Source organism: Myroides albus, from assembly GCF_009711045.1.
Classification (GTDB): Bacteria; Bacteroidota; Bacteroidia; order Flavobacteriales; family Flavobacteriaceae; genus Flavobacterium; species Flavobacterium album_A.
Genome location: NZ_WMJX01000002.1, coordinates 91,392 through 107,603 on the forward strand (window position 1 = coordinate 91,392; position 16,212 = coordinate 107,603).

The following is a 16,212-nucleotide window of genomic DNA, read 5'->3' on the forward strand; positions in this document are numbered from 1 at the left end:
AATATGAAAATGAAAAAACTACTCATACTCATGTTTAGTTTCTGTTTTATCTTTTTACAATCTTGTAAAAAAGACGTAAACAGTGATTTGACATTGTCAAATCCTAAACTATTCACAGAGTATATCGCGTCTTTCACGACTGGTGTTGTATCTACCAAGGCACCTATTGACATAGGTCTTACTAAAAATATAGGTGACTGGGAGGCAAATCAAGAAGTAGATTCAAAACTCTTTACGATCACTCCAGCAGTGAAGGGTAAACTTATCTATTTGCCAACAAATGTATTGCGATTTGAACCAACTGAACGATTAAAACAGGATCAAAAATACGCAGTGAGTTTAAAATTGGGAGAAATAGTAAAATTGGAAGATAAACTTTCTGAATTTAATTTCCAATTTAACACCATACCTTTAACATTCAACGTAGAATTCAATGATTTACAATCAGTTGACACGGATAATTTTATCGTTAACGGTGTTCTTTCTTCAAGCGACTGGGTGACTACTGAACAAGCAAAAAAGGTTATTACAGCGAAGCTTAAAAACAACGAGAAAGTAGAACTACAATTAACAAGTGAAGCTAAAAGTGAAGCTAAAGAATTTCCCTTTATCGCAAAGAAAATTACCGCTCAAGATCAAAGCACTGAATTAGTATTAAGTATAAACGGAAAATCACTGAATACAAATCAAAATACTGATTTTACTTTTAGTATCCCACCAAATCATGCTTTTTACCCTTTTTTCATTAAAACATTTCCAAACGATGATCAATCAGTTTGGATTAATTTCTCTAAACCTTTAAGGAAAAATCAGTCTTTTGAGGGTTTAATTTCACTTTCGGATAACAATAGTAAATTGACATATACCACTGACGGTAATGTTTTGAAAGTATATGTAGACAAACCTATAAAAAATGAAGTTACTTTAACTGTACATCGTGGAATTAGAGGATTAGACGGAACGTCAAACATCACATCAGATTTAGAACATTACTTCACTGTAAATTTTGGTATACTTAGTCCCCAAATCGAATTATTGAGTAACGGTACTATACTTCCAAGTTCACAGAATTTAAAGATAAATTTCCAAGCTACAACACTGAATGCTGTGGATGTAAAGGTATATCGAATCTTCGAAAACAATATCTTGCAATTCTTACAAGACAATAGCTTAAATGGTTCTTATAATTTACACAATGTTGCTTCACCTATAGCTGAAACAACAATAAAACTGACCAATGCTAATCCAAAAGCATTACTCAATTGGAATACTTATGCACTTGACTTAGCCTCTATCATTACTCCAGAGCCTGGAGCTATCTACAGAGTTGAACTTAGTATGAAGAAAGTGTATTCTTTATATACCTGTGGAGAGGAATCAACCGAGGATAATAGCGATAGTAATGAACAATATGCAACAGACTATAGTGACGAATATGACGAATATGATGATTATGAATACTATTATTACAATTGGTCTGAAAGAGATAATCCATGTGATCCAGCTTACTACTATTATCAAGGAAAAAAAGCAATTAACGTACTTGCAAGTGATTTAGGAGTAATTATCAAAGGGGGAACTAATAATGTATATTCAGCAATAGTAACTGATTTAATATCAACAGAACCTATCGGTGCTGCAACAGTTGAGTTTTACACCTACCAACAACAGCTAATAGCATCATCTAAGACGGATTCTTATGGTCTATTAAGCATTAACTTAGAAAAACAAAAACCTTCATTTGCTATTGTACGTCACGAAAAAAACACTACGTACGTAAAAATTGAAGAAAACAATGCATTAGCTATTAGCAACTTTGATGTTGATGGTACAAAGCTAAATAACGGAATCAATGGTTATCTATACACAGAAAGAGGAGTATGGAGACCTGGTGACGACATCTTTATCAGCTTTATATTAGATGATACAGCAAATCCGTTGCCATCACAACATCCTATCAAATTAACTTTTAGTGATCCTTATGGAAAGCTTGTAGATCAAATAATTCGCAAGAAAAACAATACTAATCACTATGTATTCCAATTAAAAACCTCAGCTGAAGCACCTACAGGAAATTGGTCAGCTAACCTGAGTGTTGGTGGTGTGAAGTTCTATAAAAGAATCAAGATTGAAACAATTAAGCCAAACCGCTTAAAAATAAAAAACAATGTAGAAGGTAAAGTGTTGTCAAGTACAACAAGTAAACGCGTTGATTTCAATGTTCAATGGCTGCAAGGTACTACTGCTAAAAACCTAAAAGCAAATGTTACAATGAAGTTGATCAAGCAGCCTACTGCCTTCAAGAAATTCAAAAATTACACTTTTGAAAACAATCTCTATTCTGACTATTCACAAGATAACACAGTTTTTAATGGAAGTACAGACTATGATGGTAATTTCTCCTTCTACCTCGATTCAGATTATTCTTTCAAAAATGCAGGTTTACTAAAAGCAATATTCGTAACTAAAGTATTTGAGAACGGAGGAGATATGTCTACTGACGTTTCTACTGCTACGTATTCACCATTTTCTTCTTATGTTGGTATTCTTTCACCAGATCCAAATAAATATGGATACTATGAAACAGATCAGAAGTTAAAATTTAGCTTCGTTAAGTTAAACGATCAAGAAGAAACACTACAAGGAAGAATTAAAATAGATATCTACAAAAACAGTGGATCTTGGTGGTGGAGCAGAGGTAATAATGGATATTCAGATTACAGTACATCAAGTTATTATTCACTTTACCTATCAGAAACAATTGAAACGAATAGCAATGGTCTTGGTGAATACACTCTAACGATTCCAGAGCAAGATTGGGGTACTTATGAAGTAGTTGCAACAGACCTTTCTAGTGGGCATATTTCTGCAACCACTATTTATGTAGATTGGCCATACTACTCTACAAGAGCTAAAGGTAGTCAGGCTAAAGAAGCAACTATGTTATCTATTGCTACGGATAAGAAAGAGTATTCTGTTGGTGAGAAAGTAAAACTATCTTTCCCTTCAAGTGAAAACGGTAGAGCTTTAGTATCGATTGAAAATGGAACAAATGTCGTTGAAACACATTGGGTAAAAACAACTAAGGGCGAAACAAACTTTGAGTTTACTGCTACAGCTAATATGGCTCCTAATATTTATATAAATATATCGTCAATTCAGCCACACGCTAACACCCTTAACAATTCACCTATTCGCTTATATGGTATTGTCCCTATAGACGTTTACGATAAAAAGACAAAGCTTGAGCCAATCATCACTATGCCTGATAGATTGCAGCCAGAAGCGGATTTCAGCATTCAAGTAAAAGAAAAGTCTGGACAAAAAATGACTTATACTATCGCTGTGGTAGAAGAAGGATTATTAGATTTAACGAGATTTAAAACTCCTAACCCATGGGATAACTTCTACTCAAAAACAGCTTTAGGAGTGCGTACATGGGACATCTACAATGATGTAATTGGAGCCTATGGTGGATCAATTAATCAAATTTTCAGTATAGGAGGGGATGAAGATCTGGGTGCAGGAGAAGTGAAAAAAGCGAATAGGTTCAAACCTGTCGTGATACACGAAGGTCCTTTTATACTTGAAGCTGGAAAAACGGCTAACCACAAACTAAAAATGCCTAAATATATCGGTTCTGTTAGGACTATGATAGTAGCTGCCAATGCAAATACAAAAGCTTATGGTAATGTTGAAAAAACAGTAAAAGTGAATAACCCTCTTATGATTTTGGGTTCTTTACCTCGAAGAGCTGTACCTGGTGAAAAAGTAACTTTACCTGTTACCGTATTTGCAATGGAAAAACAGATTAAAGATGTGAAAGTAACTGTTAAAACAGACGACAAGTTTAAATTGTTAACAGAAAGCTCTCAAAATATAACATTCAGCAGTCCTGGTGATCAAATTGTATATTTTGATTTAGAAGTATTGCAAAAAACAGGTGTATCTAAAATTCTTATAGAAGCTACTTCTGGAAAAGAAAAGGCTAACTACGAAGTAGAATTAGATGTTCTAAATCCAAATCCAATTGCAACACAAAACCATACCATTACAATTCATCCAAACCAAACAGAGAAAATAAACTGGGAAAATTTTGGTGTAAGCGGAACTAATACTGCAGTTTTAGAACTGTCAAATTTCCCTGGCATCAACTTAACATCTCGATTGAAATTCCTTATTAACTACCCTCACGGATGTAGTGAACAGATTACTTCAGGTGTATTCCCGCAGTTGTTCTTAGAAGACTTTACGGAGTTAAACGACTCTAAAAAGAAATCGATTCAAAACAACGTTAATGCAGGTATTGTAAAATTAGCTGAACGCCAAATGTCCAATGGAGGATTCCGCTATTGGAGTTCTTCAACATACGCAGATGATTGGGCTACTTCTTATGTTGGTCACTTCTTCTTAGAAGCTGAAAAAAGAGGATATGTCTTACCTGTCGGAAGTAAAGCGAACTGGATTTCATATCAACAAAATGAAGCGAGAAATTGGAGACATCAACCAAACTACAACAACGATGTTGCTCAATCATATCGCCTTTATACTTTAGCATTAGCTGGAGCTCCAGAATTAGCATCCATGAACAGGTTAAGAGAAACTGCTAATATTTCACAAATTGCTAAACTACGATTAGCAGCAGCCTATGCTTTAGTAGGGCAAAAAGAAATTGCTACAAAACTCGCTACAGAAGGCAGCTTAGATAATAGAGATAACAATTACTTTTACTATGGGTCTTATGAAAGAAATATGGCTATGGCCTTGGAAACGCTAATCTTGACAAACTCCGATGCTACAAGGACATATGAACTTGCTACAGAATTGGCACACAAACTTGGTTCAGATACTTGGATGAGTACGCAAACCACTGCCTATGGATTAAATGCTATTTCACAATACACAAAAAAATTAGCTAAATCTAATGGTATAAAAGCTACATACTCACTAAATGGACAATCTGCTACTGTTAACGACAAGAATAACTTCTTTAATAAAGACCTAACTTCATTAAAAACAAATAATGAATTGTCGCTAACAAACACAAGCAATGGCGTTTTATATGTAAAAGTTGCTACAAGTGGTATACTTCCTATTGGAAAAGAATTGGTAGATGAGAGTAAGTTAAGTATCAAAACTACATTCACTGATACAAAAGGTATGACAATAGATCCAACCACACTAAATCAAGGAACTGAGTTTATAGCTTATATAACGATTACAAACAACGACATAAAATCAGTGGATAATATAGCACTTACACACATTGTACCTTCTGGATGGGAAATTGTCAATCTACGTTACACTGAAGCAGGTGATTCCGACAATCAAGTAAGTCATACAGATATAAGAGATGATAGATCTATGTTCTATTTCTACCTCAGCGGAAAGAGTAGTAAAGTTCTAAAAGTCAATCTGAATGCCTCTTATTTAGGTAAATACTATATGCCAGGTGTGCATGCAAATGCAATGTACGATAACTCATATCGTTCTCGCACAGCTGGTAAATGGATAGAAGTAGTTAAATAATTATTCTAATATTTTTATACTTTATACAGGGAGCTTATACTCCCTGTATTTATTTGTGTTTATATGAGCAAAAACAAATTCTATAAAATATCTACGTGGAGTACTAAGAAAAAAGTAAAAGTTTCCATTGTTCTGCTTTTGCTAATAATCTATTATTTCAGTTTGCCCAGACAGTTGTTTGACAAGCCCTACTCGACTGTTATTGAAAGTCAAGAAGGAAAGTTAATAGGAGCCCAAATAGCCACTGATGGACAGTGGAGATTCCCAGAAACTGATACTATTCCGTACAAGTTTAAAATGTGTATTACGCACTATGAAGATGAGTACTTCAATTATCATTGGGGTATCAACCCTGTATCAACAGTAAAAGCACTTATAACAAACTTGAAAGCAAAACGCGTCATAAGAGGAGGAAGTACTTTAACTCAGCAAACAATCAGACTTGCACGAGATGGACAAAAGAGAAGTTATGCCGAAAAGTTAATTGAAGCCATACAAGCCACGCGATTGGAGTTTAGATACAGCAAGGACAAAATTCTTGCTCTCTACGCATCTCATGCCCCTTTTGGAGGGAATGTGGTAGGATTAGATGTTGCTGCTTGGAGGTACTTTGGAAACACACCAGACCAACTTTCTTGGGCAGAATCAGCGACTTTAGCAGTTTTGCCGAATGCTCCGAGATTAATTTACCCAGGCAAGAATCAAGATATACTATTGCGAAAAAGAAATGCTTTACTTAAAAAAATCTATGACAATAAAATCATAGACAAGACCACCTATGAGCTGGCCTTAATAGAACAACTACCTCAAAAGCCTCATGATCTACCACAAATTGCACCGCATCTTTTGCAATTAGTTACTAAAACTAAGAAAGAAAAACTGACTAAAACAACGATCAACTACGACATTCAAGTAAGGGCTAATGAAATTATTGCGAGCTATTATCACAATTATAAACAATCTGAAATACACAATATCGCAGCAATCATTATTGATGTAGACACACGTCAAATAGTCTCCTATATTGGTAATTCTCCTACTACCTTTCAAAACAAGAAAGACGTAGATATCATTAGAGCACAAAGAAGTACAGGAAGTATACTTAAGCCTTTCTTATCAGGAGCAATGTTAGATGAAGCTGAAATATTACCCAAAATGCTCATCCAAGATATCCCAATCGTCATATCAGGTTATAAGCCAAAAAATTATAGCAACACATACGAAGGAGGTGTACCTGCCGATCAAGCATTATTCAGATCATTGAATATTCCCTTTGTGCTAATGTTACAGAAATACAGCGTTTACAAATTTCACGACCAATTGCAGTCTTTCGGTTTCAAAAGTATAAACAAACACCCTAATCACTATGGGCTATCTCTCATACTTGGAGGTGCAGAAAGCAGTCTTTGGGAAATAACCCGAGCATACGCGGGTATGGCCTCAACATTAAACTACTTCAACAGTCACCAGGGTAAATATAGAGAAAATGAGATTCAAGAACTTCAATGGGATAAAGACGAAATGAAACTCGACTTTGGAAAAGAAAGAAAAGAATCAGCTACAATAGGCGCAGGAGCTATTTACAGCACTTTTAAAGCATTAACTCTCGTTAATAGACCCGAAGGTGATGAAGCGTGGAAACATTACGACTCTGCCGTTAAAGTTGCTTGGAAAACCGGAACAAGTTTTGGAGGAAGAGATGCTTGGGCAGTGGGTCTGAATAAAAAATACATCGTAGGTGTATGGGTTGGTAATGCTACAGGGGAAGGAAGGCCATCTATCAGTGGAGTGAGAATGGCAGGGCCCATTCTTTTCGACCTATTCAAGTTACTTCCTAAGGCGACTTGGTTTGACACACCTCTGGATGATTTAGAAGAAGAAGATGTCTGTGAGATTTCCGGTTATACAGCAGGTCCAAATTGCAAGGCTATAAAACAACTCATTCCCTATCGAGAGAAGAAGGTAGAAATATGCCCGTACCACACATTGCTACACCTTGATGTTACAGAGCAATATCAAGTGAATAGCCAATGTGAACTAATCACAAATATCGTGAGTAAACCGTGGTTTGTATTACCGCCAATTATGTCATATTATTATAAGAATTACCATAGTGATTACAAAGACCCTCCTCCTTTTAGAGAGGACTGTGATCAAAGCGGTGAAAAGAACACAATTGAATTTATTTATCCAAAACACGGAGATGTAATTTATCTAACAAAGAACTTCCTATCAGAGTTACAGCCTCTAATAGCTAAAGCTGCTGTAAACACAACTGACAGAAATATCTATTGGTACTTAAATGAAGAATACATAGGTTCAACAACAATCTTTCACGAGATGCCTATCCAAACCACTCCAGGAAAACATTACTTGACTATAGTCAATTCTTTAGGGGCGAGCAAGACTATTGAAATTGAAATAGCTCTTAGCTCTGATAACTAAATTCACAATAGACTTCAACAGTTTAACAGAATAAAAAAAACCTGCTAACTCATTAGCAGGTTTTTATTTATTCTGATAGATTGTTACCTTTATCATCAAAGAAATGGTATTCTAAATACGTGTAAGCGTCGCGTGGGACAATCTTTACCCACTTTTTCATTTCCATCCACCACTTAAAGCGAATAGATGGAAAACCATTTTTCAAATACGCAGCCACGAATGGATGAGTATTCAAGATAATCTTAGTTGATTTATCTCTTAAAACAATGCTTTCCAAGTCAGCCTTGATTTTATCGATAACAAGGATAGGAGCTTCAATTTCCCCATGTTCATTAGGGTCTTCTTCTCTTGTTTCGATACTTACTTCAGGTCTAACCCTTTGCCTTGTAATCTGAATTAAACCAAATTTACTCGGCGGCAAGATTTTGTGTTTGGCCTTGTCATCACTCATTTCCTCTTTTAAGAAATCATATAATGTCTTTCTATTCTCTGGGTTCCCCATATCAATAAAATCCACTACGATAATTCCACCCATATCTCGTAATCTCAATTGTCTTGCAATTTCTGCAGCGGCAATCAAATTCACTTCAAGAGCAGTATCTTCTTGAGATTGAGCTTTGTTAGACCTATTTCCACTATTGACATCAATCACGTGAAGTGCCTCAGTATGCTCTATAATTAAGTAAGCTCCCTTACTCATAGAAACAGTCTTACCAAAAGAAGTTTTGATTTGACGTTCAATACTGTATTTTTCAAAAATAGGTACCTCTCTTGACTGATAGTGTTTCACTATGGAAACTTTAGAAGGAGCAATCTCTTGCAAATAGTCCTTCGTGTGAAAGTACATATCCTCATCATCTGTAATAATACCCGTAAAAGTATCATTAAATACATCTCTCAGTATAGAAGATGCTTTATTCACTTCTCCTAACACTTTAGAAGGATGATGAGCTGTAGTTAACTTTTTGCACATGGCATTCCACTTGTCCATTAAATTTTCTAAATCTCTTTCGATATCAGAAACGGACATACCTTCAGCAACTGTGCGTACTATAACTCCAAAGCCTTTTGGCTTTATTGTAAGTACCATTTTCTTTAATCGTTCCTTTTCTTCCTTAGATTCGATCTTTTGAGAGATCGACACTCTATTAGAAAAGGGAACCAGAACAACATATCGCCCTGCGATTGACAACTCAGAACTAATGCGTGGTCCTTTTGTCGAGATAGGTTCTTTAACAATCTGAACCAACAAAGATTGATTAGCACTTAACACATCAGTGATAACACCGTCCTTATCAATCTCCTCTTCAAAAGGAATATTCTTTAAAGAAAATTCTTTTAATTTACCTCCGCTTACAAGTTTAGTAAATTTCAACAGAGTCTTGAGATTTGGTCCCAAATCGTGGTAATGCAAAAACGCATCTTTCTCAAATCCCACATGAACAAAAGCGGCATTTAATCCAGCCACTGGTTTTCTGATCTTAGCAATAAAAATATCGCCAACTTGAAATCCAGTATCTTCTGTTTGTTCACGTTCTCTGTGTAATTCTATAAGTTTTCCATCTTTTAATAAGGCAAAATCTACTGTATCAGAATTCGACCTAATAATTAGCTCTTTATTCATACTGTACATTTATATCCATACTCATTCATTAACAGTTTATTCAAACCAAAAGGAGTTTGTATAGATGGATTAAACAACAATAGTAGGTATATAACCCGAAAGACCTACCCCTCCAAGAGATAAGTCTTTTTTGTTTTTTCTTTCAGTAAAAGAAAAAAGTAGTTTTAAACTACTTTTTCTTTTTGTGACGGTTAGCTCTCGCTCTTTTTTTACGTTTGTGAGTCGCTACCTTATGTCTTTTTCTTTTTTTACCACTTGGCATAATGTGTGTAATTTAGAGATTAATAAATTATTTTACTTTAACTTCTGTGTTTGACTTAACGCCTTCTACAAACACCTTAGCAGGTTTGAACGCTGGGATGTTATGAGCAGGAATTCTAATTGTAGTGTTTTTAGAAATGTTTCTTCCTGTTTTCTCAGCTCTTGTTTTGATGATAAAACTTCCAAAACCTCTTAGATACACGTTTTCACCTGTCTCTAACGACGCCTTTACTTCATCCATAAAAGATTCAACTGTCGCCTGTACGTCACCTTTCTCAAGCCCTAATTTCTCTGAAATTTTAGCTACAATGTCTGCTTTCGTCATTTTTAGATATAAATTATTTTGTTGTTGTCCGAAATTTTTAGAGTGTGCAAATATATTAATTTATAATCCAATAATTCAACCTTAATCGATTAAAATTTAATTATATAAAGTTTTAAGTTTGCATTTAAGACTTTTTAAAATGCTTTTCCATAACAAACTCATTACTTGGTATTTACAAAATAAACGCCATTTACCATGGCGAGAAACAAAGAACCCTTACGCAATTTGGCTATCAGAAATTATTCTTCAACAAACACGAGTTGCTCAAGGATTACCCTATTTTGAGGCTTTTTTGACCAACTATCCAACGGTACAAGATCTTGCCAACGCCCATGAAGACGAAGTTATGAGATTATGGCAAGGTTTAGGTTACTATAGCCGTGCTCGAAATCTTCATTTTACAGCAAAAACAATAACACATGAACTCAATGGCGTATTCCCAAACAACTACAAAGACCTACTCAAGCTTAAAGGAGTCGGTGAATACACCGCTGCAGCTATTGCGTCTATTGCATACGGAGAAATCGTACCTGTAGTCGACGGGAATGTCTTTCGAGTACTATCGCGAATTTATGGTATAACCTCAGATATATCGACGGCTACAACCAAAAAAGAGTTTCAAGCCAAAGCACAAGAACTAATCTCTCATGAACAACCTGCGACCTTTAATCAAGCCATCATGGATTTTGGTGCCATACAATGTACACCTAAATCACCTCAATGCCCACAATGCCCTTTTATTCAAGATTGCGTTGCCTACAATACCAATCAAGTTGACAAATTACCTGTAAAACTTGCAAAGACAAAAGTAAAGAAAAGATACTTAGATTTCTTAATATTCGTTGATAATGACCAGAATACATATATCCAACAGAGGACAAAAAAAGATATATGGCAAAAACTGTATCAGTTTCCATTAATCGATCGCTTTGAACAAAATGATATCAACGTACAACAAATACTCACAGAAGACTTCAAAAATCAGCCTGTCAAAGACATTGTACAACTAAATACTGATTATGTTATTCACATTCTGTCACACCAAAAACTACACATACACTTTTGGATGATAAAATGTGAAAAATTAGCACGAAACGAAAATTATGAAATAGTATCATGGAACCAATTAAATAAATTTGGTTTTCCAATCGTAATTCATAACTTCATTAACTCTATAAACACAAAGTAAAATAGCCATAATATGAACGGTACATTAAACAAAGTTATTTTAATTGGCCACCTTGGAGACGATGTAAAAATACATTATTTCGAAAATGGCAATTGTATAGGTAGATTCCCTTTGGCTACAAATGAGGTTTACATCAATAAAACAACAAATGAGAAGATCACTTCAACAGAATGGCACAATATTGTAGTTCGAAATAAAGCTGCAGAAGTATGCGAAAAATACCTATCAAAAGGAGATCGAATCTATATAGAAGGTCGCATTAGAACAAGGCAGTGGACTTCAGATGATGGAACATCTAAACAAACAGTAGAGATTATGGCTACTGAATTTACTTTTTTAGATGTAAAGAGAAATGCAGATCACAAAGACAATCAATCTGCGTTTGATCAACAGAAAAAAGAAGACGTCAATAACTTCGTTATACCTAAAGAAAATAATGATGACGATTTGCCGTTCTAAATACAAAATGATTTATTAATGCAAAAGATACGAACCTTACTATTTACAATACTCTTATTTACAAGTGGTTTACTCCTTTCTTGTAAAAATGAATCATTACCTAAACCAAAAGCATTCTTAGCCTTAGAATATCCAGTACAAGAGTACTCGACATTTGAGAGTCAAACCAAATCATTCTCGTTTGACAAAAACAAGATTGCCTCCGTCAAAGAAGTAAAAGCAGATGCTATTGAGATTCACTATCCGCAAATGAAAGCTACGATTTACTTAAATTACAAGAGGATAGACAAGAATTTAGACAAGCTATTTAAAGATGCTCAAAAACTTACTTATGAGCACTTTATCAAAGCGGATGACATCATTGAACAACCCTATATCAATCCTAATGACAAAGTATACGGGATGTTCTATTCACTTCAAGGTGATGCCGCTACTAATGTACAATTCTATGTAACAGATAGCGTTAAAAACTTTCTGACAGCATCTCTTTATTTTTACGCAACTCCAAACTATGACTCTATCTATCCAGCTAAAGAGTATATAAGAAGTGATATGCAACACATTATAGAAACGCTAAAGTGGAGAAAAGATGAAATCACAGACTTTACAATCAAATGTGGTCCTAACGAAATAAATATGTAAAACAAAGGAATGATTAAGATACAATCATTCCTTTGTCTTTTTCTACTATAACTCACCTAATCAATAATACAGCCTATATTCAATCTTCTACACACTCCTGCTCAATTATACTATACCCTGCACGTTAGAGCCCCTAATACCGCCAAAAGCACCTTTACGGCATCACCCTTCTCTGATAACACTTCTACTTACTCCACTATCCTTTTACTGTCGAACTACACTTTCGCTCATACTTCTTTGGCAGTATTAAGAACTGAAATCAGCAAACAATCTATCCATAGCTCAAAGCCAAACAACAACAAAACCGACATATCTGCATAATTACCTGTATATCAAAAGGGTTAAACAACGGCTCATAACTATTTTTGTGTACAAACAATTCACAACATACAAGACAAGATCAATGATCGAAGGACAACCAATTCTTCCCTTACCACATAATCAACTCCACGATTCTCCTACTCCACCCAATCTAAGGTTGAAAATGAGTTAAACAAGTTCGCTACTATACAACAAACAAATCAAAGTGTAATACAGCAAAATGACAATTGCAACAATGAGATTGGACGAGCTTAAAAGAAGATAACAGTGTGAATAATGAGTGCTCAAAAAAATTCCTTAGTAAAGCAAACAAGGTGACTTCATACAAGAAGTGAAAATAGATAATAACCTTATGTGATCAATTGATCAGCATTCGTCCATTCTAAAAGACTGTCCCATTCCTGTCTATGAACGAAATCACCAAAATGAAAGATAAAGTTGACGAATTTTAAAAAGCGAATTAACAAGTTTTATACGAGGGGTTAGCTTGCACTTTCTTGGGGTTTGGTAGCACTTTTCTATGGGTTTCCTTGCCCAGAGCGTGCTTTTGTCGAAGAAAGGTGCAAGAAACCCCCAAGCAATGCCCTTGCATCTCACTACAAAGCGGTAGGTAAATCACTAATAGGTAAGTGGAAATCGCAAGCTGCTGGCTGCAATCGAATCCAGATCAAATAGGATTAACTCAAGAATGACTTCCAACTCAAATAACTTCAATCTCAAAAGTAAAACACAATTAGACCCAATCTGTAAATTTATTGCTGACCGTTTTATATCAATTCAAGACCACATAAAACAAAAAAAAACGAAAGCACCTTGTACCTTCGTTTTTACCCATTATGAATAAAATACACAACTTAGTCGTGTAAATCTATACGCTAATTATTTTATGCTACCTACATTCATATTCTCAACTTTGTAGATACCGTTTGCTATCTTCTCAACAGTAGCTATCAAAGATTCAACATTCTGTTTTGCATCGTCAAACTCAACCGTAGCTGTTTTAGTCTCAAAATCAACTTTTGCTACTTTAACACCATTTAATCCAGCTAATTTTCCTTCAATTAATTTAGCACATCCAATCTCACAAGTCATTCCTTCAACTTGAAAAGTAGCTGTTTCAACAGTACCTGTAACTTCTTTAGCATCATTTGAAATTGTTTCTATCTCTGCTTTATTCTCAACTCCCTTGTCTGCTTTTTTGTCATTACAACTCATAAAAACAAATCCTCCAATCAAAGCAATTACTGCTAACTTATAAAATCTCATACCGTAATTATTCTTTATATTAATCTAAACACAAAGGTACAAAAAAAGCAACCATAAAATGATTGCTTTTTTATTCTAATGATGTAGATAATCAATTATTTGAAATCCGCATCAGATACTCCTTCGTTAACTTTCAATTCCGTAACCTTCACTTCCATTTCCATTCCTACATTGATAACTTGAGTGAATGGAAATTTAACTCCTTTCACTTCCTTGTAGTCTTTGTAAGTAGTAATTTCTTGCATAGATTGCTCTCCAAAAGATTTTGTTGCTATGGTTGACACCTTTAATCCTGAAGCTAAATCGTAATAATACACCGTGTCGCCATCCTGAACACCTATAGCATCTTTCCCATCAATACTCTCTACTCCTACCAATGAAACAGACTTCCCTTTCTTCCACTCTAACTCAGGAAAAAGAACAGCCTCATCTCTCAATTTCTTCAACTCTTCACCTTCCATTTCCATCTTTTGTCCTTGTGCAATTACATACCCCCCTTTAGGAGTTAAAATCTGTTTGCCTACAACAGGTCCACCACTGATCTTTTGTTCACTGTACAAATAACCATCCTTTAACTTAAGAGTAACTTCCAAGTTCATACCTTGAACAGCTGCACTACTCTTCATCAAGATAGATTTCACTGCATTGACTTGCTTTTCACCACCAATAGCTGCAATATATTTATCTACAGTTGACTCCACAGTAACTCCTGCAGGAATAGCTTTTTCAAAAACAGGTTTATCAATTAAATCACCAAACGTATTGTAATAATTAACTGGCAGTCCTAAGTTCTCTAATCCCTTAGCTACATCTGCACCTTTCCCTACAATAACAATTCTTTGATTGTCTTTCAAGAAATACTTCTTTGCTACGCGCTGTACATCTTCAGCTGTCACAGCATTTACATTCTTAATATAGTTTTCGTAGAAATCCTTCGGCAGCTTGTGCAATTCTTTATTAAGAGCAAACCTTGCAACTGTCTCTGGTTTTTGAATACTCATGACAAAACTACCTACATATTTAGCTTTAGCATTCTTTAATTCCTCCGGCTTAACTAATGTGGTGCGCATTAAATCAATTTCTTTGATAAACTCAGTTACAGCACTATCCGTCACAACATTTCGAACAGATGCAGTTGCTTTAAATTTACCAGGGTACTTACGACTTGTCGATACCATAGAATAAGCTCCGTATGTCCATCCATGTGCTTCACGCAAGTTTAAGAAAAGACGTCCTTCTCCCCCTCCTCCAAGTATTTGACTTGCAATCAGAGCAGCAAAAAAGTCTTTGTCATTCATCTTTAATTCAACCTCATTTACCAAAGCAATCTCAGATTGAACAGCATTAGGCATATCGATAAAGTCAATTTGTGTTTTAGCTACATTACCCTTCACAGTATTACTTTGATAAGTAGCATTCGACTTTTTCCATTTGCCAAACAATTTGGTTACTAACTTTTCAGTCGATTTGTAATCCACATCACCAACAACAACTAAATAAGCATTATTAGGATTGAAGTGTTTCACATAATATTCTTGTACATCCTTTAATGTCACAGATTCAATTGTCTGTAAAGTTTCAAACTCCCCTGCTGCATTATCCTTTCCATATAGCAAAGCATCTTCTAATTTTGCAGCAACTTCAGTCACACTTTTTTCATTGATCTTAAGAGCTTCGATTGCTTGAGCTTTAGTTTTGTCAAACTCCTCTTGGGTAAAAACGGAATTCAAAGCTCCTTCAGCCATAAGTTCTAATACTTCAGCATTATACTTGGATAAACCACTTGCATAAGCCCCGCTACTGCTAAAGCGTATAGATGCACCTAAAAAATCAATTTCTTCATTGAAAACATCTTTCTTTTTATTCTTTGTTTCTGTCCCCATCATCCCAGACACTAACGAAGAAACCCCTGCTTTATCCCCTTCGAAAACCAAAGGGTTATCAATTGTCAAAGTATAAGAAACTTGAGGTAATTTATTGTTCTTTACAATCAAAACCTTAAGCCCATTCTTTAACACAAAAGAAGTTGGTTCGCTAATATTTATTGTTGGAGCTGGTCCAGGAGCAGGTTGTTTTCTATCTTGTGCAACTCCCTGAACTACTGTTAAAGCAAGAGCAAGAGAAGCTGCATATATATATACTTTTTTCATT

At 35.1% G+C, this 16,212-nt stretch carries 9 protein-coding genes; 5 read left to right on the forward strand and 4 right to left on the reverse strand.

Annotated elements, in window-relative coordinates; all coding sequences use genetic code 11:
* Positions 1-3: 3 nt before the first annotated feature.
* Positions 4-5,529: an alpha-2-macroglobulin family protein gene (locus GJV76_RS01730; protein ID WP_155090927.1), complete on the forward strand. Its 5,526-nt coding sequence runs from the start codon at positions 4-6 to the stop codon at positions 5,527-5,529.
* Positions 5,530-5,592: 63 nt separating this feature from the next.
* Positions 5,593-7,974 (forward strand): penicillin-binding protein 1C, encoded by a 2,382-nt coding sequence (pbpC, locus tag GJV76_RS01735; RefSeq protein ID WP_155090928.1) that lies wholly within the window; start codon positions 5,593-5,595, stop codon positions 7,972-7,974.
* 67 nt (positions 7,975-8,041) lie between these two features.
* On the opposite strand, the gene GJV76_RS01740 is transcribed toward pbpC, so the two are convergent.
* Positions 8,042-9,598: an Rne/Rng family ribonuclease gene (locus GJV76_RS01740; RefSeq protein ID WP_155090929.1), complete on the reverse strand. Its 1,557-nt coding sequence runs from the start codon at positions 9,596-9,598 to the stop codon at positions 8,042-8,044.
* A 289-nt stretch (positions 9,599-9,887) separates the two neighbouring features.
* Entirely contained in the window at positions 9,888-10,184 is a 297-nt protein-coding gene (locus GJV76_RS01745) for an HU family DNA-binding protein (RefSeq protein WP_002989807.1), read from the reverse strand.
* A 139-nt stretch (positions 10,185-10,323) separates the two neighbouring features.
* Between GJV76_RS01745 and mutY the strand changes: the two genes are divergently transcribed.
* From mutY to gldD, 3 genes are read left to right on the forward strand one after another with little or no spacing between them, the layout of a single operon-like run.
* Positions 10,324-11,373 (forward strand): A/G-specific adenine glycosylase, encoded by a 1,050-nt coding sequence (mutY, locus tag GJV76_RS01750; RefSeq protein WP_155090930.1) that lies wholly within the window; start codon positions 10,324-10,326, stop codon positions 11,371-11,373.
* 12 nt (positions 11,374-11,385) lie between these two features.
* Positions 11,386-11,832, forward strand: a complete 447-nt coding sequence (locus GJV76_RS01755; RefSeq protein ID WP_155090931.1) for a single-stranded DNA-binding protein — start codon at positions 11,386-11,388, stop codon at positions 11,830-11,832.
* 18 nt (positions 11,833-11,850) lie between these two features.
* Positions 11,851-12,474, forward strand: coding sequence for a gliding motility lipoprotein GldD (gene gldD, locus GJV76_RS01760; RefSeq protein ID WP_155090932.1), 624 nt, complete (start codon positions 11,851-11,853; stop codon positions 12,472-12,474).
* Positions 12,475-13,674: 1,200 nt separating this feature from the next.
* Here gldD and GJV76_RS01765 read toward each other — a convergent pair.
* On the reverse strand, positions 13,675-14,061 hold the full coding sequence (locus GJV76_RS01765; RefSeq protein WP_155090933.1) for a heavy-metal-associated domain-containing protein: 387 nt from the start codon (positions 14,059-14,061) through the stop codon (positions 13,675-13,677).
* A gap of 95 nt (positions 14,062-14,156) precedes the next feature.
* Complete coding sequence (locus GJV76_RS01770; RefSeq protein WP_155090934.1) at positions 14,157-16,211, reverse strand: M16 family metallopeptidase; 2,055 nt, start codon at positions 16,209-16,211, stop codon at positions 14,157-14,159.
* Between the last annotated feature and the right edge of the window lies 1 nt (position 16,212).